This is a genomic window from Sulfurimonas sp., from assembly GCF_023228785.1.
Classification (GTDB): domain Bacteria; phylum Campylobacterota; class Campylobacteria; order Campylobacterales; family Sulfurimonadaceae; genus Sulfurimonas.
This window is the reverse complement of the sequence record NZ_JALOAN010000003.1, coordinates 1-17,123: the sequence shown is the minus strand read 5'-3', so window position 1 is coordinate 17,123 and position 17,123 is coordinate 1. Positions and strand designations below refer to the sequence as shown.

Below are 17,123 nucleotides of genomic sequence, written 5' to 3'. Positions count from 1 at the left end.
ATATTTTAGTAAAAGTGAGTAGTTATGATAGATGAAAAAAGTTCATATAAATGGGTAGTTTTAGCAATATCTTTTATATTGATGTTAGTTTTTGCAATATCGTTGCAAGCCCTGCCGCCAATTTTTGGCAATATAATGGAGGAGATTCCTTTTTCTAACAGCGAAGCTGGACTACTCATGAGTTCTTATGCACTTTTGGGGATTTTTATCCCATTTTTTGCAGTCTTTTTTTTAGATAAGCTAAATCTAAAAAAGATGATAATAGTAGCATTAGTCTTAGTAATAGTAGGTCTAGTAGGCTTTTTAATGTCTTCTTCTTACACCGCACTACTACTCTATAGGCTGATTTCAGGAGCAGGATCAACCATACTTCTTGTGCTTTCACCACTCTTAGTTACTATCTATTTTACTAAAGGCAACATTGGAACCGCTATGGGAGTATTTAATGTAGCAGTACCAGTTGGTACAGTTATATCTTTAAATCTTTTTGGATATTTTAGTTTAGTTATGAGTTGGCAGTCAAGCATAGGGGTTATTGTTGGCTTTGTTTCTGTGGTTTTACTTATAGTAATCTTTTTTCTAGTCACACCAGATGATAAGCCAAAAGAAGATCCAGACTCTTCTAAAATAAAGTTTGATCTAGGCAAAGGCTTGATATTTTTAGGAATCATCTGGATGATAGCAAATGCTCAACTTCTGGCCTATATAACTTTTGGATCTCAGTTTTTTCAACTCCATAGCATGTCTGTACAAGAGGCAGGATTTCTCACAAGTATCATTATGCTAGTATCGATTTTTCTAACCCCTATTGTCGGGATCATCATAGATAAAACAGGTCAAAAAAAGATATATTTATATCTAGGACTTTTAGTAATGTCAATAGCGTTCTTTGCTATGGCTGCGTCTTGGCTTTCGCTAACACTTTGGGCGGTGGCTTTAGGAGTAGGTTTTGCTTTTGTACCAGTTGTTATATTTTCTTTACTACCTGATGTGGTAAAGCCAGAACATACTGGTATGGGCTTGGCTTTCATAACTGCTGCGTCTAACTTGGGAATTGCAATAGGTGCTGCTGGATTTGGGTTGATTTTGGACATAACCTCACAAAGTTTTACTACTGGATTTAAAGTTCTATCTATCCTCTCAATAGTAGGGATAATTATTTTATTTGGTATAAAAGCAAAAACAGAAAAAAATAAATAAGGAAAATCATGGCAAAAATAATAATATTGGTTGCAAGTTCTGTTAACAATCAAGAGTTAGGATTAAAACTACAAGAACTGGCACTGAAAGAAAATTGTGAAGTTGAGTTGATCAACTTAGTTGATATAAAACTACCTCTTTACAGCACAGTAGAAGAAGAAAAAAATGGTATCCCTAGATCCGCAGTAGATTTAACACAAAAAATATTGGCTTCAAAAGCTTTTATCATCGTAGCACCTGAATACAACGGAGTAATGCCTCCTGTACTAAACAATGCAACAGCATGGATTACAAGAGCAACAGAGGACTGGAGAGAAGCTTTTGGTGAGAAAATAGTAGCTCTTGCAACGCACAGTGGTAGTGGAGGAGCAAAAGGTCTTCAAGCTATGAGAATACATTTTGGGCATCTAGGCGCAAATATTTTAGCAAGAGAGCTGCTAACAAATTACACAAAAGATCTAAATGAAGAGTCAGCACTTGCAATTATAAAATCATTAGTAAGACTATCTGAAGCTTAGGGCTTCTCTACTCGCTCCACCTCCTAAAGTGGAAGCGGTAAAACTAAAGGCTTAATGACAACTGAGAAGATTACAGCTATAATCACACACTTAAAAACTAAAGGTTTGGTTATGGATGGCACTCAGAGAAAAGATATAAAAAGTGGTCAAAGCGTGGCTATTATTCTAAAGCAAGATCAACAGAGTGGACTGCTCACAGATGGCATAGTTCGTGATATTCTTACCAAATCCCCATCTCATCCTCATGGTATAAAAGTGCGACTTATGAGTGGTGAAGTTGGTCGTGTAAAGGAGATCTACTAATGAAGTTTTCAAATTTATCTTTATCAAAAGAGATGCTAGCAAACTTAGAAGAGATCGGCTATAAAGAGATGACAGAAGTTCAGTCTCAAGCACTTCCTTTCATTTTAGAGGGTAAAGATGTAGTAGCTGAGGCAAAAACTGGAAGCGGTAAAACTGCGGCTTTTGGAATTGGGCTACTTGAGAAGCTTGATGTAAAGAAGTTTAAACCACAATCTTTAGTGCTTTGCCCTACCAGAGAGTTAGCTGACCAAGTGGCAAAAGAGCTTAGACTTTTAGCTCGTGCTACTCACAATGTTAAGATCTTAACGCTTTGTGGAGGTGCGGCTTTTGGTCCACAGCTCGGATCTCTTAGACATGGCGCTCACATAATAGTTGGGACTTGTGGACGCATTTTAAAACATCTTAAAAAAGAGAGTTTGAGTTTAGAAGATCTAGATATTTTAGTCCTAGATGAAGCCGATAGAATGTTAGATATGGGCTTTAGCGATGAGATCAACGAGATCTTGTCATTTTGTAAAAAGAGAAAACAGACACTACTTTTCTCAGCTACTTATACCGATGAAGTTAAAGATGTTGCGGCTACTATTACGCATGAAGCGGAGTTTGTAAAAACTGCTTCAAAAGAGGTTGCGAACAAGATACATGAGAGATTTTATGAAGCTAACGACAAGCAAGAAGCCATAATCAAGATACTAAGTAATTTTGAACTAGACAATGCCATTATCTTTACTAACACAAAGATAGAAGCAGATGAACTTGCTAAAAATCTGCAAAAAGCAAAGATAGATGCACTCGCAATTCACGGAGATCTAGAGCAGTATGACAGAACCGATGTTTTAGTTCAGTTTGCAAACAAGAGTTGCCCGATTCTCATAGCGACAGATGTAGCGGCTCGTGGACTTGATATAAAAGAGCTAACTATGGTTATAAACTACGATTTGCCTCACTCTCAGGAGATATATACTCATCGTATAGGAAGAACAGGCAGAGCTGGATGTGATGGCTTGGCGTTTAGTCTTTACACTACTTACGAGAGCGATAAAGCGGATGAATATAGAGACGCAAAAAGAGAATTTTTAGACATAAGTGAGCTAAAAGTTGTTAATGGATTTGAGATGAAACCGAAGTTTATTACGCTTGTGATCGAGGGCGGTAAAAAGGATAAACTTAGAGCTGGAGATATTCTAGGCGCTCTTACAAAAGATGCAAATATTAGCGGAAGTAGCATAGGAAAAATCGACATTTACGATAGACAGAGTTATGTAGCTATAGAGAGCTCTAAGATAGACGCGGCCTATGAAAAACTAAAAAACTCTAAGATAAAAGCTAAAAAATTCTCTTTGTGGATCTTGTAAATATATAATCTTGTGTTATAATTAAACTTATCGATTTTTGCGATACTGATTGTGAAATTAGGAGGTTATTATGAATGATTTATCAAGAAGAGTATTTTTAAAATATATGGCGGTACTCGGGCTTGTAACATTTAGTGCTACACCTTTGTTAGCAAAAGGAACTAAGGCTCAATACAAGTATCAAGATACTCCAAAAGATGGGCTAGTCTGTGTTGACTGTATGCACTTTTTACCTGAAACAAATGAGTGTAGAATGGTTGAGGGTTCCATAGATCCACAAGGCTGGTGTGCAGCTTACTATGCGAGTCCTAAAAAGAAATAAGTATGTGCATAGGTGAGTTTTAAAAGCGTATAGACTCATCTATCTAAGCTCTTTATGTGTATAATATATCCATCTAAATAATGGAAAAACAGTGAATATACTATCAAAAGATGCTCCGCTAGAAGTCTCAATCAAAAAAATGAAAAAAATCTTAGAAGATCTTGGTTGCGAAACTAAATTCTCAGATGGACAACACCCTTTGCAAAACTGCTACTCGTTAAATCTTAGCTCCCTTGAAGCCCCAAACCACATCTACTCAAATGGAAAAGGTACAATCAAAGAGTCTGCAATGGCTAGTGCTTATGGTGAATATATTGAGAGACTTCAAACAAATCTTTTCTTTAGCGACTTCTATATTGCAGATCAAAAACACTACCCAGATGAAGTAGCATTTGAGCTTGATGGGGATTTTTTAAATGAAGAGTTACTGGCTATTTATAACCCAAATGGCGAACTTATGGGAGAGGATTTTGTTGACTTCAACTCTGAACATGAAGACAAAGTCATCTCGCTTCCTTTTAAAAACCTAAGCACAAAAGAAGAAGTATATTTTCCTATAAATATCTTGCACAACCTCTATGTAAGTAATGGACTCTCAGCCGGAAACACACAAAATGAGGCTCAAGTTCAAGCTCTTAGTGAGATCTATGAGAGATATGCAAAGTTTGAGGTCATAAAAAATGGCTACTCTTTGCCAAAGTTTCCACAAAGCATAATTCAGTCATTTACAAAATTAAGCGAAGATATCAAAGCTCTACGAGATCTCGGTTACATTGTGGAGGTTTTTGATGCTTCTCTTGGTGGGATTTTTCCAGTGACTGCCATCTCGCTTATAAACCCTAAAAACTCAACTCTCTTTGTTTCTTTTGGTGCACATCCCATCCTTGAAGTGAGCCTAGAGCGGACTATGACAGAGCTTATGCAGGGTCGCTCACTTGAGAGGCTTGATGATTTTGAGATGCCAACATTTGACATGGATCTAGTCGCAGATAGCTTTAACCTAGAGTCTCACTTTGTAGATTCAAATGCCAAACATGCATTTGGATTTTTAAGCTCAAAGTCTAGTTTTGAATATTCACCTTGGAAGTATGATGCAGAGATGGAAGAGTTTGAATTTTTAACAAGTATCGCTAAAGAGATGGGTAAGGAGATCTACTTAAGAGAGTATGACTATTTGGGCTTTTACTCATGTCAAATGCTCATTCCAAGCATCTCAGAAGTCTATCCTATAGAAGATCTGGTTTATAACAATAAAAACAGTGCAAAAGTTATCCGCGATATGGTTTTAAACTCTAGTGACTACGATGCAGAAGATATACTAGATGCAATAAGCTCACTTGATGACTCTTTAAATATGGATAAATATATAGGCGTGATATTTAAAAACAACTTCACAATGGCGGAGTTTAAAGCAAATATCTATCTTCTTTTGGACGAGAGAGATGAGGCTTTAGAGTTTCTGCAATTTAGTGCAAAAAAAGATGCGAGAGTTATTTCAGAGCTTATTCATATGGAAGAAGAGGGGCTGGATTTTGAGGACTACGAAGAGGCTCTTTTTAATGTTTTTTCAAAGAAAAGTGTAGAGAGAGCACAAAGAGTTCTTAGTAGAGATGAGTCTTTTGTAGATCTGACTCTTCACCAAGACTACTACAATATCTTGGAGATGTATGAGAAGCTAGAGAAGAAAAAAGTTCAAGGTATAAAGATATAAAGATGAACAAAATGGCGAAGAAAAAGACTCTTTTTATAGGTGGCATTAAAAGTGGCAAATCACTAAATGCACAAAATTATATAGTGAAAAACTCTAAGGAAAAGCCTATATATTTAGCAACTACAGAGTTTATAGACAAAGAGATGCAAGAGAGAGTAGATGCTCATAAACTTAGTAGAAGCGATAGTTTTGAGACTATAGAAGAGGCTCTAGATCTCCTTAGTGTGATAGAGAAGAGCCAGAGATCTGTTTTGGTGGAGTGTGTGAGTATGTGGATAAACAATATGCTTTACCATGGATCTGGCTTTTTAGAGATAAAGTGTGAGATAGAGAAGATCTTAGAGCTAGATAGAGAGATAGTTTTTGTCTTAAATGATGTTGGAAGTGGCGTTATTGCTGATAACAGACTCGCACGGGAGTTTGTAGATATAAGCGGTAAACTATCTCAACTTATAGCTTCAAAGTGCGATGAGGTCTATCACACTATCGCTGGCATATCTGTGAGGATAAAATGACCAATACTTTTAAAGGTTTTGCTCTTGCAGTCTCAATGCTCACAACTCTTCCCTTTTTCAGAGTCCATGATTTTTTTAAGGGCATAAATGGATATGCAGTTATGTTTTACCCGCTTGTGGGCTTCTTACTTGGATCTATCCTTTGGGGAGTCTATGCTCTTTTAGATCCATATATTGCCTCTTTTCATCTTGGTATCATCATCTTTGTTTTATGGGTTTTACTAACTGGTGGACTCCATCTTGATGGACTAAGTGACACAATTGATGGGCTTTATGTATCAAAAGAAAAAGCTCTAAAAGTTATGAAAGATTCAAATGTAGGTGGAATGGGCATGATAATGAGTGCTACTTTTTTAATAGCAAAAGCCTCATCTTTAGCACATTTTGAAGCTATCTATTTGCTTCCCATCATTCTTATGTTATCTCGCCTAAATGCCACTTTAGCAATCTACTTCTACCCATATATAAGTCAAAATGGAATGGGTACTTTAGCAAAAGCAGAATTTACAAAAACACAGATGCTTATCGCACTCTTTTACTCACTTCTTTTAGTCGCTATCTTTGAGATCTGGCTAGCTCTTCTTTGTGCTTTGTTGGTGCTGTTTTTTATAAAGAGTTTTTTTATAAAGCGATATGGCGGTTTTACAGGTGATATTTATGGTTTTAGCATTGAAGTAACTGAACTTGTTTTACTAAATGTACTTCTTTTTTCTCTATGATAGTAACACTTGTTCGCCACTGCGAAGTGGATGAGAGATATAAAAACTGCTATAACGGTCATAACGATATTGGGCTCTCTAAGGCTGGAGTTGAAAATGCAAAAGAGTTGGCTAAAAAACTTGATGCTTTAGAGTTTGACGCTCTGTTTTGCTCAGATCTAAGGCGTACAAAAGATAGTATAAAAGAGTCAATTCACGCAAAAAATATCATCTACACAGAGATGCTAAGAGAGAAGTCTTGGGGTGTTCATGAGGGAATGAGTTACGAAGAAATTGTTGCTAAAGAAGGTAGAGAATATAAAGACTTTTCGCAGTGGCTAGATCTACTTGATGGAGAGCCTTACGAAGAGTTTAGTGCAAGAGTAGAAGAGTTTTTTTTAGAGTTTCTGCCATCACTAAAAAAAGAGAATATCTTAGTTGTAACTCACGCTGGAGTTATTAGAGTTCTCTTTTGCATATTAGATAATATAAGTTTAGAAGAGGCATTTAGCATAAAAGTAGAGTGTGGATCAATTACTACAAAAAGGATAGAAAATCAAAACATATAATATTTTTACGAACAAAGAAGACTCACTCCCAAAAGGAAAAGCAGACTTCTTGCTAGCTGCCTCTGTTACTTTAACCTGTGAGATAGAGGGCATTACACAAGCTGGGATCCCAGGCATGATACCACTTACTCCAACACTTGATGCGGAGTTTATAACACACGGTAAAGTCTTCTCTCTAAGTGAAGTGCCAGAGACTCCCTCAGGTGTGCCAACTCCTGCCATTATAACAAGAGCTGTACACAATTTAGTTCCATTTAGCTCCATACTAACTTATGATCTAGGACTTACAAAATTACCACAAAACACAAGCACTCAGAGCTTTGGCATAGAAGCGTCTGGATCTATTGTAAGTGGCGCAAATATTGACGCAAAAGATGTGTTTGAAAAAGGTATGAAGGCAGGAAGAGAGTATGAGCTAAAGGGGAACTATCTTATCTTAGCAGAGTGTGTGCCAAGTGGAACAACAACAGCTGCTGCTTCTGCTCTGTCTTTAGGATATGAGTGTGCAAAAGATTTCTCTTCTAGCTTTTTAAATGTTCCAAAAAGCATAAAAGATGAGACAATAAGTAAGGCTCTTGCTTTAATAGATGAAGAGATGAGCAGTTTTGAGAAGCTCTCAATTGTGGGCGACAATATGCTGATATTTAACGCTGGTTTTTTGCTTGAAGCCTCAAGAAGATTTCATGTAGTCTTAGCAGGCGCAACTCAGATGGCGGCAGTTTTACTTACAGCTGATAAGTTAAAAGAGGATGTGCTTATGCGCATAAAGAGTGACAATATAACTCTTGCGACAACAGCATGGGTAGTTGAGGATAAAAATTCAGATATCGCCCATATACTCTCACTTCTTAGCTACAAACCACATGCCATTTATACAAAATTTTCATTTAAAGAAGCAACTATAGATTTTCTTAAAAAGTATGACGATGGCGAAGCAAAAGAGGGTGCAGGAGCGGGTGCGGCACTTGGATATGCCTGTGTTAATGGAGTTGATAATAGTGAACTTTTAAAAGAGATAGAGTATATTTTATATAGTATGTAGATCTAAGAGATTTAAGCTCTTAGATCTAGCTATATAAAGTTGTTAGTTTATAAACTTATCAAATAGATATCTCAAATCTCTATCTGAGATCTCATACTCAAATTTATCTCTTAAGATCTTAGCAAATTCATTCTCAGTTTTTATGACAATCTCTTTTTTGCTATTCTTTGAGATCTCATGATAGGAGTTGTTTTTAAGAGAGCAGATCTTTGTATCTGTTATTTTTGAGAGGACAAGGTTGTTTACAAAGGGAGCATCTTTGTGTTTTGAGGAGTAAAAGTGTCCCATCTCAAAATCTTGCTCATTGTACTTTTCTAGATCAAAAGAGTAGAGAGTGTAGAGCCCATTTCCTCGAATCATAGCTAACTCAAAATTGTTTGCAGAGATCTCTTTTACGATGTAATCTCTTTCAAAAATTGTCTTTGTTGGAGTATCGCCAAACTTGATAAGAGAGTTAGGCGACATAAAGGAAAAGCCTGCATCTACGATGTATCTCTCACCCTCAAACTTTAAAAGGGTAAAGCGATGAGTCTTTGGCACATCTATCTTTTGGTTATTTAAAACTCTTGCAAAGGGAGCCTCTACTTCAAAACCAAAATACTTTAGCGCCTCATAAAGAAGCTTGTTGTGTTCAAAACAGTAACCACCTTTTTTCTGCTCTATCATTTTTTCACTAATTGCCTCTAGATCTAGAGATATCTCTTCATCTAGCAAAATTGGTATGTTGGAGAAAGAGAGTTCTTGTAGATGTTTTTTTATAAGAAGGTCTATATCAGAGATGTTTTTTGGTCTATTCTCTACCCCGATACTCTTCAAATAACGTTCTATAATTTGCATAAATAACTCACTTTTTATAATATATGTATATTATATACAAAAAGAACTAATCTATTATTTAACAGATATGGGTATAATTAAAGTGAATTTTTGATTTAAAACAAGCAAAAGAGATAAACATGACTGACTCTATAGACATCTCAACAAACAATGTTTACAAAGAACTTTTACGCATTGCTGCACAAAATTCCATCCCCATATCAAGACTGTATATCCGCATTAATGAGATACAAACTTTTATAAAAAATAAGGATGCAGGACTTGTTAAACTCTCTGATGAAGAGCTAAATAGATATATAAAAGAAGAAGAAGCTTTAAGAGATGCAGAAGCAGAATTTGAACAACAATATGACATCACAGTAAGCCCATACTACAAAGGATATCCTTTTTTAAGAATGATATGCGAGATAGAGTTTAATGAAGATGAGACTCTTGCATATTTTATTATAAAAAGAGGTTCTCAAATAGAATATTATGACAATATTTATGATGATTTCCTAGACTATATAGATGAAAAAAAACTAAGAGCTGGGATCTTATTTTATCTCTTTGATGTTGATTTTGAGACAAGCATAGAAGAGTTTGTAAAAGCAATAAAGAGAGTAAAAAAAGTCACTTTTAAAGAAGATAAAAAGATACTAGTAGCAAAAGGTTTAGAAGCTGTAGAATCTATAGAACCTCAGTTACATATGAGCATAGAAGAGAACAACAATGTTGGAGTGGAAGATAGCTCTGGTAGGATTGATTACTCAAATAGAGGGTTTATGTTGAGTTGTGCTGAGGGTGAAGAACTTTTTGAGTTTATAAAGCCTCAGCAAGGTAAACATGGTAGATCTTGTAAGGGGAAAATCATCGAAGTTCAAAGCGTAAACCTTGATGTAACCCCTACTTTTACAGTCGAAGATGGCATAGAAGTTCAAGATAGTTTTGAGAATATTAAATATCTTTCAAAAAAGAGTGGATATCTTGTCAAAAACGGTGACAAATATGATGTGGCAAATAGCATAGATGTAGATGAGATATCTTTTAAAACTACAGGAACAATCAACTCTAACTTAGATTCAGAGATAACTATAAATGTTGTAAAAAACAACCCTTTAGAAGATGCTATAGAAGAGGGTATGCATGTAAAAGTTCAAAATATTTTCATACAAGGAAGTGTTGGTCCAAATGCTCATATAGAAGCTAGAGAAGTAAAGATTGAGGGACAAACACATGGTGACTCTTCTATAAAATGTATAAATGCTACTATTAGCCTTCACAAAGGAAAAGTTACAGCTAGAAAAGTTGAAGTAAAAAATCTTGAAGGTGGAGAAATTATCGCTGATGAAGCTATTGTTAAAAATGCTACAAGAGGAAAAATTAGAGCAAAAAAGATAACGATTGAAAATTTAGGCTCGCATGTGACTATGGAAGCATCACAGTATATAGAGATCGAAAAAATAAGAGGTGAAGAGAATATATTTATCTTAGATTCTTTAGTAAATAGTGGGTTTGATGATAGTAAATCAGATGATGATATTTACTTTAAAAAGACAAAAGAAGAGTTTGATGAACTTGAGCGTGAGTTTAAAGATAGTGCTAGAAAAGTAAAAGAGAGTTTAAAGTCGTGCCAAAAGATCAAAGAGCTTATCATCAAAAATCAGAGTGAGAAGCAAGAGATACCACTAACTCTTATAAAAAACTTTAAAATTTGTAAAATAATCAGAGTTCGATATAAAAAATTAAAAGAAAAATTTGATTTTAAACAAGTTCAATATGATAAGTTAAAAGAGAAAGTTCTACAATCTTATCCAGATATATTTGAAGCAAAGATACTTTTAGGGGAATCCCTAAGAGGATTTAATCACATAACCTATAAGCTTCATCATCCAGATAGAGAAATAGAGCTTAGAACAAATGAGAGAATGAGTAAAAAGATCTTCGAACTTTATGAAGATGATGATGGGGTTCTCAAAATTATTAATTCAAAATAAAGGAACTAAGAGGATGGGATGGACTTGTCAACATGATTATAAGGGACAATGCAAGCTTGTTAAAAAACCTTGTGTTCCTGGGATGAAGGGCTGTACACTAAAAAGTAGTGAGTATATCTTTACTACAGGAAGCTATGAAGAGGATAAAAGAGCAAAAGAAGAAGAGAAGCAAGAAGAGATAGACTTTGCAGCCTTAGCGAGAAGTAATTAGTCCCAAAACTTTAGTGGATTTGGGTGTAAAAAAGTGTAGTTTAACTCATCTATAATCTTTTGTGAGTTTACTGTGCGATAGCTTTTTCCTTCAAATGTGCCAAGCTCAAAACCAAAATCTTTGGAGTTTTTTTTGTGAACATCAGATCTTAGTGGATGCAGAGGTGCTACAAGATTATATATGCCACTAGAAATGTCACGAACTATCAGCCCTTTTGTGATAGCGATAACATCATCTCTGTGTATATAGTTTACAAACGAATCACTAAAAGAAGAAGCACTCTTCCATCTGCCTGAGATCCTATCTTCTCCCATCAAACCACCAAGACGTAAGATGAGAAGATTTTTATTTAACTCTTGCATCAACATCTCAGCCTCTCTTTGAAGAGCTATTTTTGTTATATTGACCTCTTCATTGACTTCTTTGTCAAACTCTCTATAAACAGAAGTAGAGCTCATAAGAATGGTGGTAGTTTGATCTGCTGTAAGTGTAGAGATTTTTTTTAGAGTTTGTAGGTAGTTATCTTTTGTATTGATAGCAATGATGATGAGATCTCTTTGCCAAAAAGAACTCTTTGTATCTGTTTTTTTTCGCTCATAGCACTCAACATCAAAAAAGTTGAGTAAGTGCTCTTGGAGTTTTTTTCCAAGCCATCCACAACCAATGATACCTATAGTTTTTTTCATCTCTTAGGATTATTGGTAGCATAATTATTTTTGATAAGAACTAGTTCATAAACGGAGATACTCTCCCCTGCTTCTTCTATAAGAGCATCTGTATCGCTAAACTGACCTTTCATCTTCTCTATCGCTTTGTATCCAGAGGGTTTAATCTCACTCATAGCAATGTTTATTGATGCTGCCCATATAAGAACTATCGCTATCCAAACAATCTTTTTTGCTCCAGCATAAACACCTACAAAGTGAAAAATTATGCTTAAAACTACTCCAACGCCTAAAATAATACTCAAACTCATTTGTTCAACCTTTCTCCTCTTGGTTTCATTTCAAGACCTGTGTCTTTTATCATTTTATCGCCAAACTTCATAACACCGAAAGTTCCAGCTATCATTAGAGCAATAACTAAAAATAAAAAAACAAGAGCCATAGAGTAGCGTTTTAATATCTCTTTCATTCTTTTTCTAGCTCTGGCTCTATACCGTCAAACTCTATACATCTTGAACTATGAAAATCTCTCTCATAATCTTCGTTTATAAACTTATGGTTTTCAAGTCTCCAACCCAATTCTTTTGAGATTAAAACTGATCTTGAAACACTTCGTTGCATCTTATTTTCACAAATGACAGTTTCGCCATTTTCAAAGATAGCTTGAACACCATCCATACGAGAAGTCGTCATAAAATAATGTATTAAAATCATTATAACTAGGATAGATCCAACGCTTAACATTCCTCGCATAAATGCAACTTTTGGCATAAACTCTCTCGTTGTTACAACTGCTGTTACACTTAGTATAAAGACACCTATGACTAAATAAACAATCTCTAATTCAAAAAATAATTCCATTATGCATCACTCCCTTGATATTTTTCTTCCCACTCATCCATAGCTTTAGTAAAGTACTCGATACGAACTTTTTTAAACTCTCTTGAACTATAAAGTGGCATATGTGATTTTGACTCTATCTCTTTTGCCATATCAGCGATGATAGAATCAGTCTCTTCTTTTGTTTTGCCATGAACCATTGTAAAGAGGTTATATGGCCAGTTTGGATATTTTGGGCGTAAGTAACAGTGACTAACTGCACTAAAGGCAGCGGCTGTTGCACCGATCTCTTCCCCTTTTTCTTCATCAACATCCCAAACAACCATAGCGTTGGCATTAAAGCCTGCTTTTCTATGGTTAAGTATGGAAGCAAATCTTCTCATAACTCCAGCTTCTTGAAGTTCATTAAGGATTGAGAAAAATTTATCATAATCAATGTTAAGTTCATCTATGATCTTCTTAAATGGTTCACTTATCATCTCTATATCATACTGTGCAGCTCTAACTATCGCGTGATGAAGTGGTGTCATCTCTATCTCAGTGTGAACAACTTTTTTTACCTCTTCTTTCTTTTCATCTTTGCCAGTTGTGTTTAGTTTGACATTGATTTTAAAGAGTTTTAGAGTTGGTAGCATTATAAACTCATCTGCATCTGTGAGTTTTGCCAAAAGTGAGACTGTACCATCAAGTCCAAGTTTTGAGTGAGGTGGTACTGCTAGAGTGAACCAGATATTAAAATCATGATTTCGTTCATAGTTATGAGAGATACCAGGATGAGAATTTATGATCTTAACTGCATCGCTAATTTTTTCTTTTGCGATTTTAAAAGCTACCAAAGATGACTTGTACCCGAGTCTTTTAGTATCAAATATAGCCGAAGTTTGACGGATAATATTTTTAGTTTTTTGCTCTTGTAGTATGGTGAGAACTTCATCTTCACTCATGTCGAGCTCATCCGCTATAACCTTAAAAGGCTTAGCAACAAGTGGAAACTTTTTTTGTATTCTTGAGAGTATTTCATCTGTCATTTTATGTTCTTTGTGATTATTTTATCTAAAGATTGTAAGATAATCTATATTAATAATCGTTGATGTACATCAAGTTTGTCATTTTGTCTATTATGCTATGATGTTGTAAACATTATAAAAGAGATATATGCCTTATTTTCCAGCTTTTTTAAATCTCCATGCTAAGCAAATACTTATAATAGGTGGAGGAGTTGTTGCCCACAATAAGCTTGTACAGCTCTTAGGTTTTACAGAAAATATACATATAATAGCTCAAGAATTTTGTGACGATATGTTTAAAGTTATGGAGCAAAAAACTCTCTTATATCAGCAAAGAGCTTATAGAGTTGGTGATATAAAAGAGTATGATATTGTCATAATTGCTATAGATGATTTGACTCTTGCAAAAGAGATATATGAAGAGTCAAAAGAGTATAAATGCCTTTGCAATAGTGTTGACAATTTAGAGAATTGTGACTTTACCTTTGCTTCGTATATAAAGCAAGGTGATTTGACTTTAGCTATCTCAACAAATGGCGCGTCACCAGCCTTTACAAAACAATTAAAAATCTACTTAGAGAGTGTCATTCCAAAAGATGTAGGCGAGTTTTTAAAAGAGATGAAAGAATTTCGCGCTACACTCCCAAAAGGAAATGAGAGAATGAAAATGCTTAAGGATAAAGCAAAAAATTATATTAAATCATGGAGAATAAAATGAGCATTAAAAAAGGACTAATATTTGGACTACTTTTTGGGTTCTTAGCGCTAGGATACATCGCTATGCAAAGAGCTACACCTGATCATAAAGAAGATAGAATCTATAAAGCTATCAAGGTTTATAGTCCGTATCAACTAGAAAAAAGAATAGGTGGGTTAACCATCAACAACATTCAAACAGGTGAGAAAGAAAAACCTAATGCCGCTGAAGTACTACACCGTTTAGATGAGCTTGATAGAGAATGGGGTAAAGCTCACCTAAGAGTAGAAGCAAATGATCTTTTAGTACTAGGTGATAACAATCAAACTGTAGTTAAGATTTTTATAGAGACTGATAAAGAGAGAGAATTTCTTAGAAGCTTTTACGGGATCTAAGAAGAGTTCTCAGTCTTTTAATTTAAAAGAGTAGTAAAGCGATAAAAAAAGCATAGCAGATGCTACGCTATATAAAACTGTGTAACTAAAAAAATGTAAAATTGCTCCTCCAAGTATGGAGAAAAAGAGACCAAAAGATATAATATTTATCTGTATAGCCACATAAGTAGGTCGCTTTTGTGCAGGAGCGATAGATAGGATAAGGTTTCCAGATGCGATGCGATTTCCATCAAGTGCCGCTCCTATGAGGAAAAATATCAAAGCGTATTGATAGATGTTAGATGCTACAAAAGCCATGAGAATGGCAACTATTTGCATCATTATAGATAGATTTGCAGTTAGTCTGTTTTTACCCTTACCACTAAGTCTTCCCCACAAAAAATTACTAAGCATCGCACCTACCATTTGAGTAGTTATAAAACTACCAATAGCCACACCATCTAGATCTATCTTAGTTTGAGCATCGAGAATAATAAAGGGAAGAGCTATGAGATAAGCGTAGGCTAAAAAGAAGGTCTTTAGCTGGATCTGTAGATCTTTGTCAGCCTTTAGAGTTAGCCATGAGTTGTGTAAAAATGTCTTAAATGAGTTCTCTCTTTTGTTTACATCTTCTTTTATAGGCTCATCAATAGTTCCAAATGAGATATAACCAAGACCCATAATAAAGGAGCTAATGATAAAGAGGTAACCATAACTATAAGGTGCTTGAAATGTGTGAATGATCCAACCAGCCAAAGCACCACTAAGAAGTCCTCCTGCTCCGCTAAAAAACTGTCTATAAGCCATCGTTTTTCCACGGAACTTGTGAGAGAAAATTTTAGCGATGATATCTTTGAAGTAGATTGCTCCAAAACCTGCACTAAAAGAGAATAAAAAAAGTCCTAAACCTATGCAAAAAAGAGTAAGGTTTGGACTATCTTCGCCAAAGACCACAATAGCCACACCAATAAAAAACCATGCTAAAAATCGGATAAAAAAGACTCGCCTCATGTATGGCAACATAAGCTTGTAGCTTTGAGCTTGAAATGCAGCAAAGAGTTGAACAACAACTGCTCCACCACGCAAGAGAGCTGCAAAAAAACCAACAAGCATAGAACTTCCACCGAAGTGATTTACGATGAGTGGCAAGATTGTCGAAGGCTCAGCGATAGTAGTCCCAATAGTTAGAAAAAAACCATGCAAGATATTTCTTATATGGTTTGAAAACTTATCCATACTACTTCAACATCTCCCAACCATCATCTATACTAACAGCTCTTTGTGTGACAAAAAGATAGAGTGCTGCATTTAATTTTGCTAACTCCATGAATTCATCTGATGGGTCTTGAACTTGCTTTAGTGACTCTTGGAGTGTGATAGCATCCCATGATTTTGTGTAGTTGATACCAAAGTGCTCTGGATCTACGATGATCTCTTCAACATCTCCTTTATCACAAATCCAAAGTCTTCCTTTACTAAAAAGCTCTGGAGTTCCTTCATTTCCTTGAATAAGTGCAAATCTTTTATATTTGTCTGAGTAGATCTCTACATACTTTTGAACAAAAGGTTTATGGAAAACACCAGTTATTGCGTACTCACTATTTGCTACATTTGGAAGTTTCTCTATAGTGTTTAGTCCTGTACGAAGTCCTAGATTCATGCGAATCTCAGTGAGGTCGCTCATCTCTTTAAAAAATTCAGCTCTATCAAAATAGTGAGCGTTTTCATTAAGAGACATATTTGTACAGATGTCTTTTAGCGTAATGCCACCTTTTGCTGGAGTTAGTTTGTCTCCGATAAGTATAAGATTTAGATTTGAATCTTCTAAAACCTTTGCAACAAGTGGAAATATATAAGGGTTATTAACTTTTCCATCAAATGGATAACCTAACTCTAAAGAGTTTTTGATCGTACTTCTTTTTACATAAGCATCACAAGCCTCAACTACACCTCTAAACTCCGTAATAGTTTCAGGCTTTAGTCTCCATCCCAAGAGAAAAGCAGCAATTTGCTCGTTTGGAACACTACGATCTAGCATCTGCTTCATCATATCTTTTGACTCTTCTAAGCTGAGATCTCTATTGCCCTTAACTCCTGTTCCAACCGCATGTATATATTTGAAAAAATCCATCCCTCTTCCTAGTATTTAATTGTTAGATAACTTTACTTTTGCACTTAACTTCAAATAATGCCTGTATAGTGCTTCGCAGTATAGCAATTATAGGTGTAAAATCTTTATTTTTCATTACAATGTCATAAAGTTGTATTATTTTACCTATATTT

The 17,123-nt window shown here is 35.2% G+C and carries 22 protein-coding genes; 14 read left to right on the top strand and 8 right to left on the bottom strand.

The features are described from left to right. The first annotated feature begins 24 nt into the window (after positions 1–24). The 10 genes from M0Q24_RS01165 (at position 25) to M0Q24_RS01120 (ending at position 8,233) form a co-directional block, all read left to right on the top strand. Positions 25–1,200, top strand: coding sequence for a CynX/NimT family MFS transporter (locus M0Q24_RS01165; protein ID WP_295046034.1), 1,176 nt, complete (start codon positions 25–27; stop codon positions 1,198–1,200). Positions 1,201–1,208: 8 nt separating this feature from the next. Then, positions 1,209–1,718 carry an NAD(P)H-dependent oxidoreductase gene (locus M0Q24_RS01160; RefSeq protein WP_295046032.1) on the top strand — a complete coding sequence of 170 codons (510 nt, stop codon included), beginning with the start codon at positions 1,209–1,211 and terminating at the stop codon, positions 1,716–1,718. Between the two features lie 111 nt (positions 1,719–1,829). Further along, the gene (locus M0Q24_RS01155; RefSeq protein WP_295046029.1) at positions 1,830–2,021 is read left to right on the top strand and encodes a YwbE family protein; all 192 of its coding nucleotides are present in this window, start codon (positions 1,830–1,832) and stop codon (positions 2,019–2,021) included. Then, positions 2,021–3,376, top strand: coding sequence for an ATP-dependent RNA helicase DbpA (dbpA, locus tag M0Q24_RS01150; protein WP_295046026.1), 1,356 nt, complete (start codon positions 2,021–2,023; stop codon positions 3,374–3,376). The genes M0Q24_RS01155 and dbpA overlap by 1 nt, the downstream gene beginning before the upstream one ends. 70 nt (positions 3,377–3,446) lie before the next feature. Beyond that, positions 3,447–3,698 (top strand): iron oxidase oxidoreductase, encoded by a 252-nt coding sequence (locus tag M0Q24_RS01145; RefSeq protein ID WP_295046023.1) that lies wholly within the window; start codon positions 3,447–3,449, stop codon positions 3,696–3,698. Between the two features lie 91 nt (positions 3,699–3,789). Continuing rightward, positions 3,790–5,409 carry a YcaO-like family protein gene (locus M0Q24_RS01140; RefSeq protein ID WP_295046020.1) on the top strand — a complete coding sequence of 540 codons (1,620 nt, stop codon included), beginning with the start codon at positions 3,790–3,792 and terminating at the stop codon, positions 5,407–5,409. A 2-nt stretch (positions 5,410–5,411) separates the two neighbouring features. Continuing rightward, the gene (locus tag M0Q24_RS01135) at positions 5,412–5,924 is read left to right on the top strand and encodes a bifunctional adenosylcobinamide kinase/adenosylcobinamide-phosphate guanylyltransferase (RefSeq protein WP_295046018.1); all 513 of its coding nucleotides are present in this window, start codon (positions 5,412–5,414) and stop codon (positions 5,922–5,924) included. Further along, positions 5,921–6,643, top strand: coding sequence for an adenosylcobinamide-GDP ribazoletransferase (gene cobS, locus M0Q24_RS01130; RefSeq protein WP_295046015.1), 723 nt, complete (start codon positions 5,921–5,923; stop codon positions 6,641–6,643). Before M0Q24_RS01135 ends, cobS begins: the two co-directional genes overlap by 4 nt. Next, positions 6,640–7,191 (top strand): alpha-ribazole phosphatase family protein, encoded by a 552-nt coding sequence (cobC, locus tag M0Q24_RS01125; RefSeq protein WP_295046012.1) that lies wholly within the window; start codon positions 6,640–6,642, stop codon positions 7,189–7,191. Before cobS ends, cobC begins: the two co-directional genes overlap by 4 nt. Positions 7,192–7,240: 49 nt before the next feature. Next, a complete protein-coding gene (locus M0Q24_RS01120; RefSeq protein WP_295046009.1) occupies positions 7,241–8,233 on the top strand; it encodes a nicotinate-nucleotide--dimethylbenzimidazole phosphoribosyltransferase in 993 nt (330 codons plus the stop codon). A gap of 42 nt (positions 8,234–8,275) precedes the next feature. On the opposite strand, the gene M0Q24_RS01115 is transcribed toward M0Q24_RS01120, so the two are convergent. Continuing rightward, positions 8,276–9,070, bottom strand: a complete 795-nt coding sequence (locus tag M0Q24_RS01115; protein WP_295046007.1) for an arylamine N-acetyltransferase — start codon at positions 9,068–9,070, stop codon at positions 8,276–8,278. A gap of 119 nt (positions 9,071–9,189) precedes the next feature. Between M0Q24_RS01115 and M0Q24_RS01110 the strand changes: the two genes are divergently transcribed. Together M0Q24_RS01110 and M0Q24_RS01105 are read left to right on the top strand one after the other, a co-directional pair. Further along, positions 9,190–11,046 (top strand): flagellar assembly protein A, encoded by a 1,857-nt coding sequence (locus tag M0Q24_RS01110; RefSeq protein ID WP_295046004.1) that lies wholly within the window; start codon positions 9,190–9,192, stop codon positions 11,044–11,046. Positions 11,047–11,059: 13 nt separating this feature from the next. Then, the gene (locus M0Q24_RS01105; protein WP_295046001.1) at positions 11,060–11,257 is read left to right on the top strand and encodes a hypothetical protein; all 198 of its coding nucleotides are present in this window, start codon (positions 11,060–11,062) and stop codon (positions 11,255–11,257) included. Here the strand turns inward: M0Q24_RS01105 and M0Q24_RS01100 are convergent. From M0Q24_RS01100 to M0Q24_RS01080, 5 genes are read right to left on the bottom strand one after another with little or no spacing between them, the layout of a single operon-like run. Further along, the gene (locus M0Q24_RS01100) at positions 11,254–11,943 is read right to left on the bottom strand and encodes a hypothetical protein (protein WP_295045998.1); all 690 of its coding nucleotides are present in this window, start codon (positions 11,941–11,943) and stop codon (positions 11,254–11,256) included. The two genes, M0Q24_RS01105 and M0Q24_RS01100, sit on opposite strands and share 4 nt — an antisense overlap. Continuing rightward, positions 11,940–12,233 carry a hypothetical protein gene (locus tag M0Q24_RS01095; protein ID WP_295045996.1) on the bottom strand — a complete coding sequence of 98 codons (294 nt, stop codon included), beginning with the start codon at positions 12,231–12,233 and terminating at the stop codon, positions 11,940–11,942. Before M0Q24_RS01095 ends, M0Q24_RS01100 begins: the two co-directional genes overlap by 4 nt. Further along, entirely contained in the window at positions 12,230–12,391 is a 162-nt protein-coding gene (locus M0Q24_RS01090; RefSeq protein WP_295045994.1) for a hypothetical protein, read from the bottom strand. Before M0Q24_RS01090 ends, M0Q24_RS01095 begins: the two co-directional genes overlap by 4 nt. Further along, entirely contained in the window at positions 12,388–12,783 is a 396-nt protein-coding gene (locus M0Q24_RS01085) for a hypothetical protein (protein WP_295045992.1), read from the bottom strand. Before M0Q24_RS01085 ends, M0Q24_RS01090 begins: the two co-directional genes overlap by 4 nt. Then, positions 12,783–13,790, bottom strand: coding sequence for an Lrp/AsnC family transcriptional regulator (locus M0Q24_RS01080; RefSeq protein ID WP_295045990.1), 1,008 nt, complete (start codon positions 13,788–13,790; stop codon positions 12,783–12,785). Before M0Q24_RS01080 ends, M0Q24_RS01085 begins: the two co-directional genes overlap by 1 nt. Positions 13,791–13,917: 127 nt before the next feature. Between M0Q24_RS01080 and M0Q24_RS01075 the strand changes: the two genes are divergently transcribed. Then, the gene (locus M0Q24_RS01075) at positions 13,918–14,487 is read left to right on the top strand and encodes a bifunctional precorrin-2 dehydrogenase/sirohydrochlorin ferrochelatase (RefSeq protein WP_295045988.1); all 570 of its coding nucleotides are present in this window, start codon (positions 13,918–13,920) and stop codon (positions 14,485–14,487) included. Beyond that, complete coding sequence (locus M0Q24_RS01070; protein ID WP_295045986.1) at positions 14,484–14,861, top strand: hypothetical protein; 378 nt, start codon at positions 14,484–14,486, stop codon at positions 14,859–14,861. The genes M0Q24_RS01075 and M0Q24_RS01070 overlap by 4 nt, the downstream gene beginning before the upstream one ends. Before the next feature lie 9 nt (positions 14,862–14,870). Here the strand turns inward: M0Q24_RS01070 and M0Q24_RS01065 are convergent, their stop codons facing one another. Next, complete coding sequence (locus tag M0Q24_RS01065; protein WP_295045984.1) at positions 14,871–16,076, bottom strand: MFS transporter; 1,206 nt, start codon at positions 16,074–16,076, stop codon at positions 14,871–14,873. Between the two features lies 1 nt (position 16,077). Next, positions 16,078–16,971, bottom strand: coding sequence for a glycosyl transferase (locus M0Q24_RS01060; protein WP_295045983.1), 894 nt, complete (start codon positions 16,969–16,971; stop codon positions 16,078–16,080). Between the last annotated feature and the right edge of the window lie 152 nt (positions 16,972–17,123).

What these genes read in the sequence shown, in the direction of transcription:
- M0Q24_RS01110 (WP_295046004.1), top strand. Translation starts at nt 9,190, where the DNA reads ATGACTGACTCTATAGACATCTCAACAAACAATGTTTACAAAGAACTT.
- M0Q24_RS01080 (WP_295045990.1), bottom strand. Translation starts at nt 13,790, where the DNA reads ATGACAGATGAAATACTCTCAAGAATACAAAAAAAGTTTCCACTTGTT.
- M0Q24_RS01165 (WP_295046034.1), top strand. Translation starts at nt 25, where the DNA reads ATGATAGATGAAAAAAGTTCATATAAATGGGTAGTTTTAGCAATATCT.
- M0Q24_RS01095 (WP_295045996.1), bottom strand. Translation starts at nt 12,233, where the DNA reads ATGAGTTTGAGTATTATTTTAGGCGTTGGAGTAGTTTTAAGCATAATT.
- cobS (WP_295046015.1), top strand. Translation starts at nt 5,921, where the DNA reads ATGACCAATACTTTTAAAGGTTTTGCTCTTGCAGTCTCAATGCTCACA.
- M0Q24_RS01065 (WP_295045984.1), bottom strand. Translation starts at nt 16,076, where the DNA reads ATGGATAAGTTTTCAAACCATATAAGAAATATCTTGCATGGTTTTTTT.
- cobC (WP_295046012.1), top strand. Translation starts at nt 6,640, where the DNA reads ATGATAGTAACACTTGTTCGCCACTGCGAAGTGGATGAGAGATATAAA.
- M0Q24_RS01160 (WP_295046032.1), top strand. Translation starts at nt 1,209, where the DNA reads ATGGCAAAAATAATAATATTGGTTGCAAGTTCTGTTAACAATCAAGAG.
- M0Q24_RS01075 (WP_295045988.1), top strand. Translation starts at nt 13,918, where the DNA reads ATGCCTTATTTTCCAGCTTTTTTAAATCTCCATGCTAAGCAAATACTT.
- M0Q24_RS01115 (WP_295046007.1), bottom strand. Translation starts at nt 9,070, where the DNA reads ATGCAAATTATAGAACGTTATTTGAAGAGTATCGGGGTAGAGAATAGA.
- M0Q24_RS01155 (WP_295046029.1), top strand. Translation starts at nt 1,830, where the DNA reads ATGGATGGCACTCAGAGAAAAGATATAAAAAGTGGTCAAAGCGTGGCT.
- M0Q24_RS01135 (WP_295046018.1), top strand. Translation starts at nt 5,412, where the DNA reads ATGAACAAAATGGCGAAGAAAAAGACTCTTTTTATAGGTGGCATTAAA.
- dbpA (WP_295046026.1), top strand. Translation starts at nt 2,021, where the DNA reads ATGAAGTTTTCAAATTTATCTTTATCAAAAGAGATGCTAGCAAACTTA.
- M0Q24_RS01085 (WP_295045992.1), bottom strand. Translation starts at nt 12,783, where the DNA reads ATGGAATTATTTTTTGAATTAGAGATTGTTTATTTAGTCATAGGTGTC.
- M0Q24_RS01070 (WP_295045986.1), top strand. Translation starts at nt 14,484, where the DNA reads ATGAGCATTAAAAAAGGACTAATATTTGGACTACTTTTTGGGTTCTTA.
- M0Q24_RS01105 (WP_295046001.1), top strand. Translation starts at nt 11,060, where the DNA reads ATGGGATGGACTTGTCAACATGATTATAAGGGACAATGCAAGCTTGTT.
- M0Q24_RS01060 (WP_295045983.1), bottom strand. Translation starts at nt 16,971, where the DNA reads ATGGATTTTTTCAAATATATACATGCGGTTGGAACAGGAGTTAAGGGC.
- M0Q24_RS01090 (WP_295045994.1), bottom strand. Translation starts at nt 12,391, where the DNA reads ATGAAAGAGATATTAAAACGCTACTCTATGGCTCTTGTTTTTTTATTT.
- M0Q24_RS01100 (WP_295045998.1), bottom strand. Translation starts at nt 11,943, where the DNA reads ATGAAAAAAACTATAGGTATCATTGGTTGTGGATGGCTTGGAAAAAAA.
- M0Q24_RS01145 (WP_295046023.1), top strand. Translation starts at nt 3,447, where the DNA reads ATGAATGATTTATCAAGAAGAGTATTTTTAAAATATATGGCGGTACTC.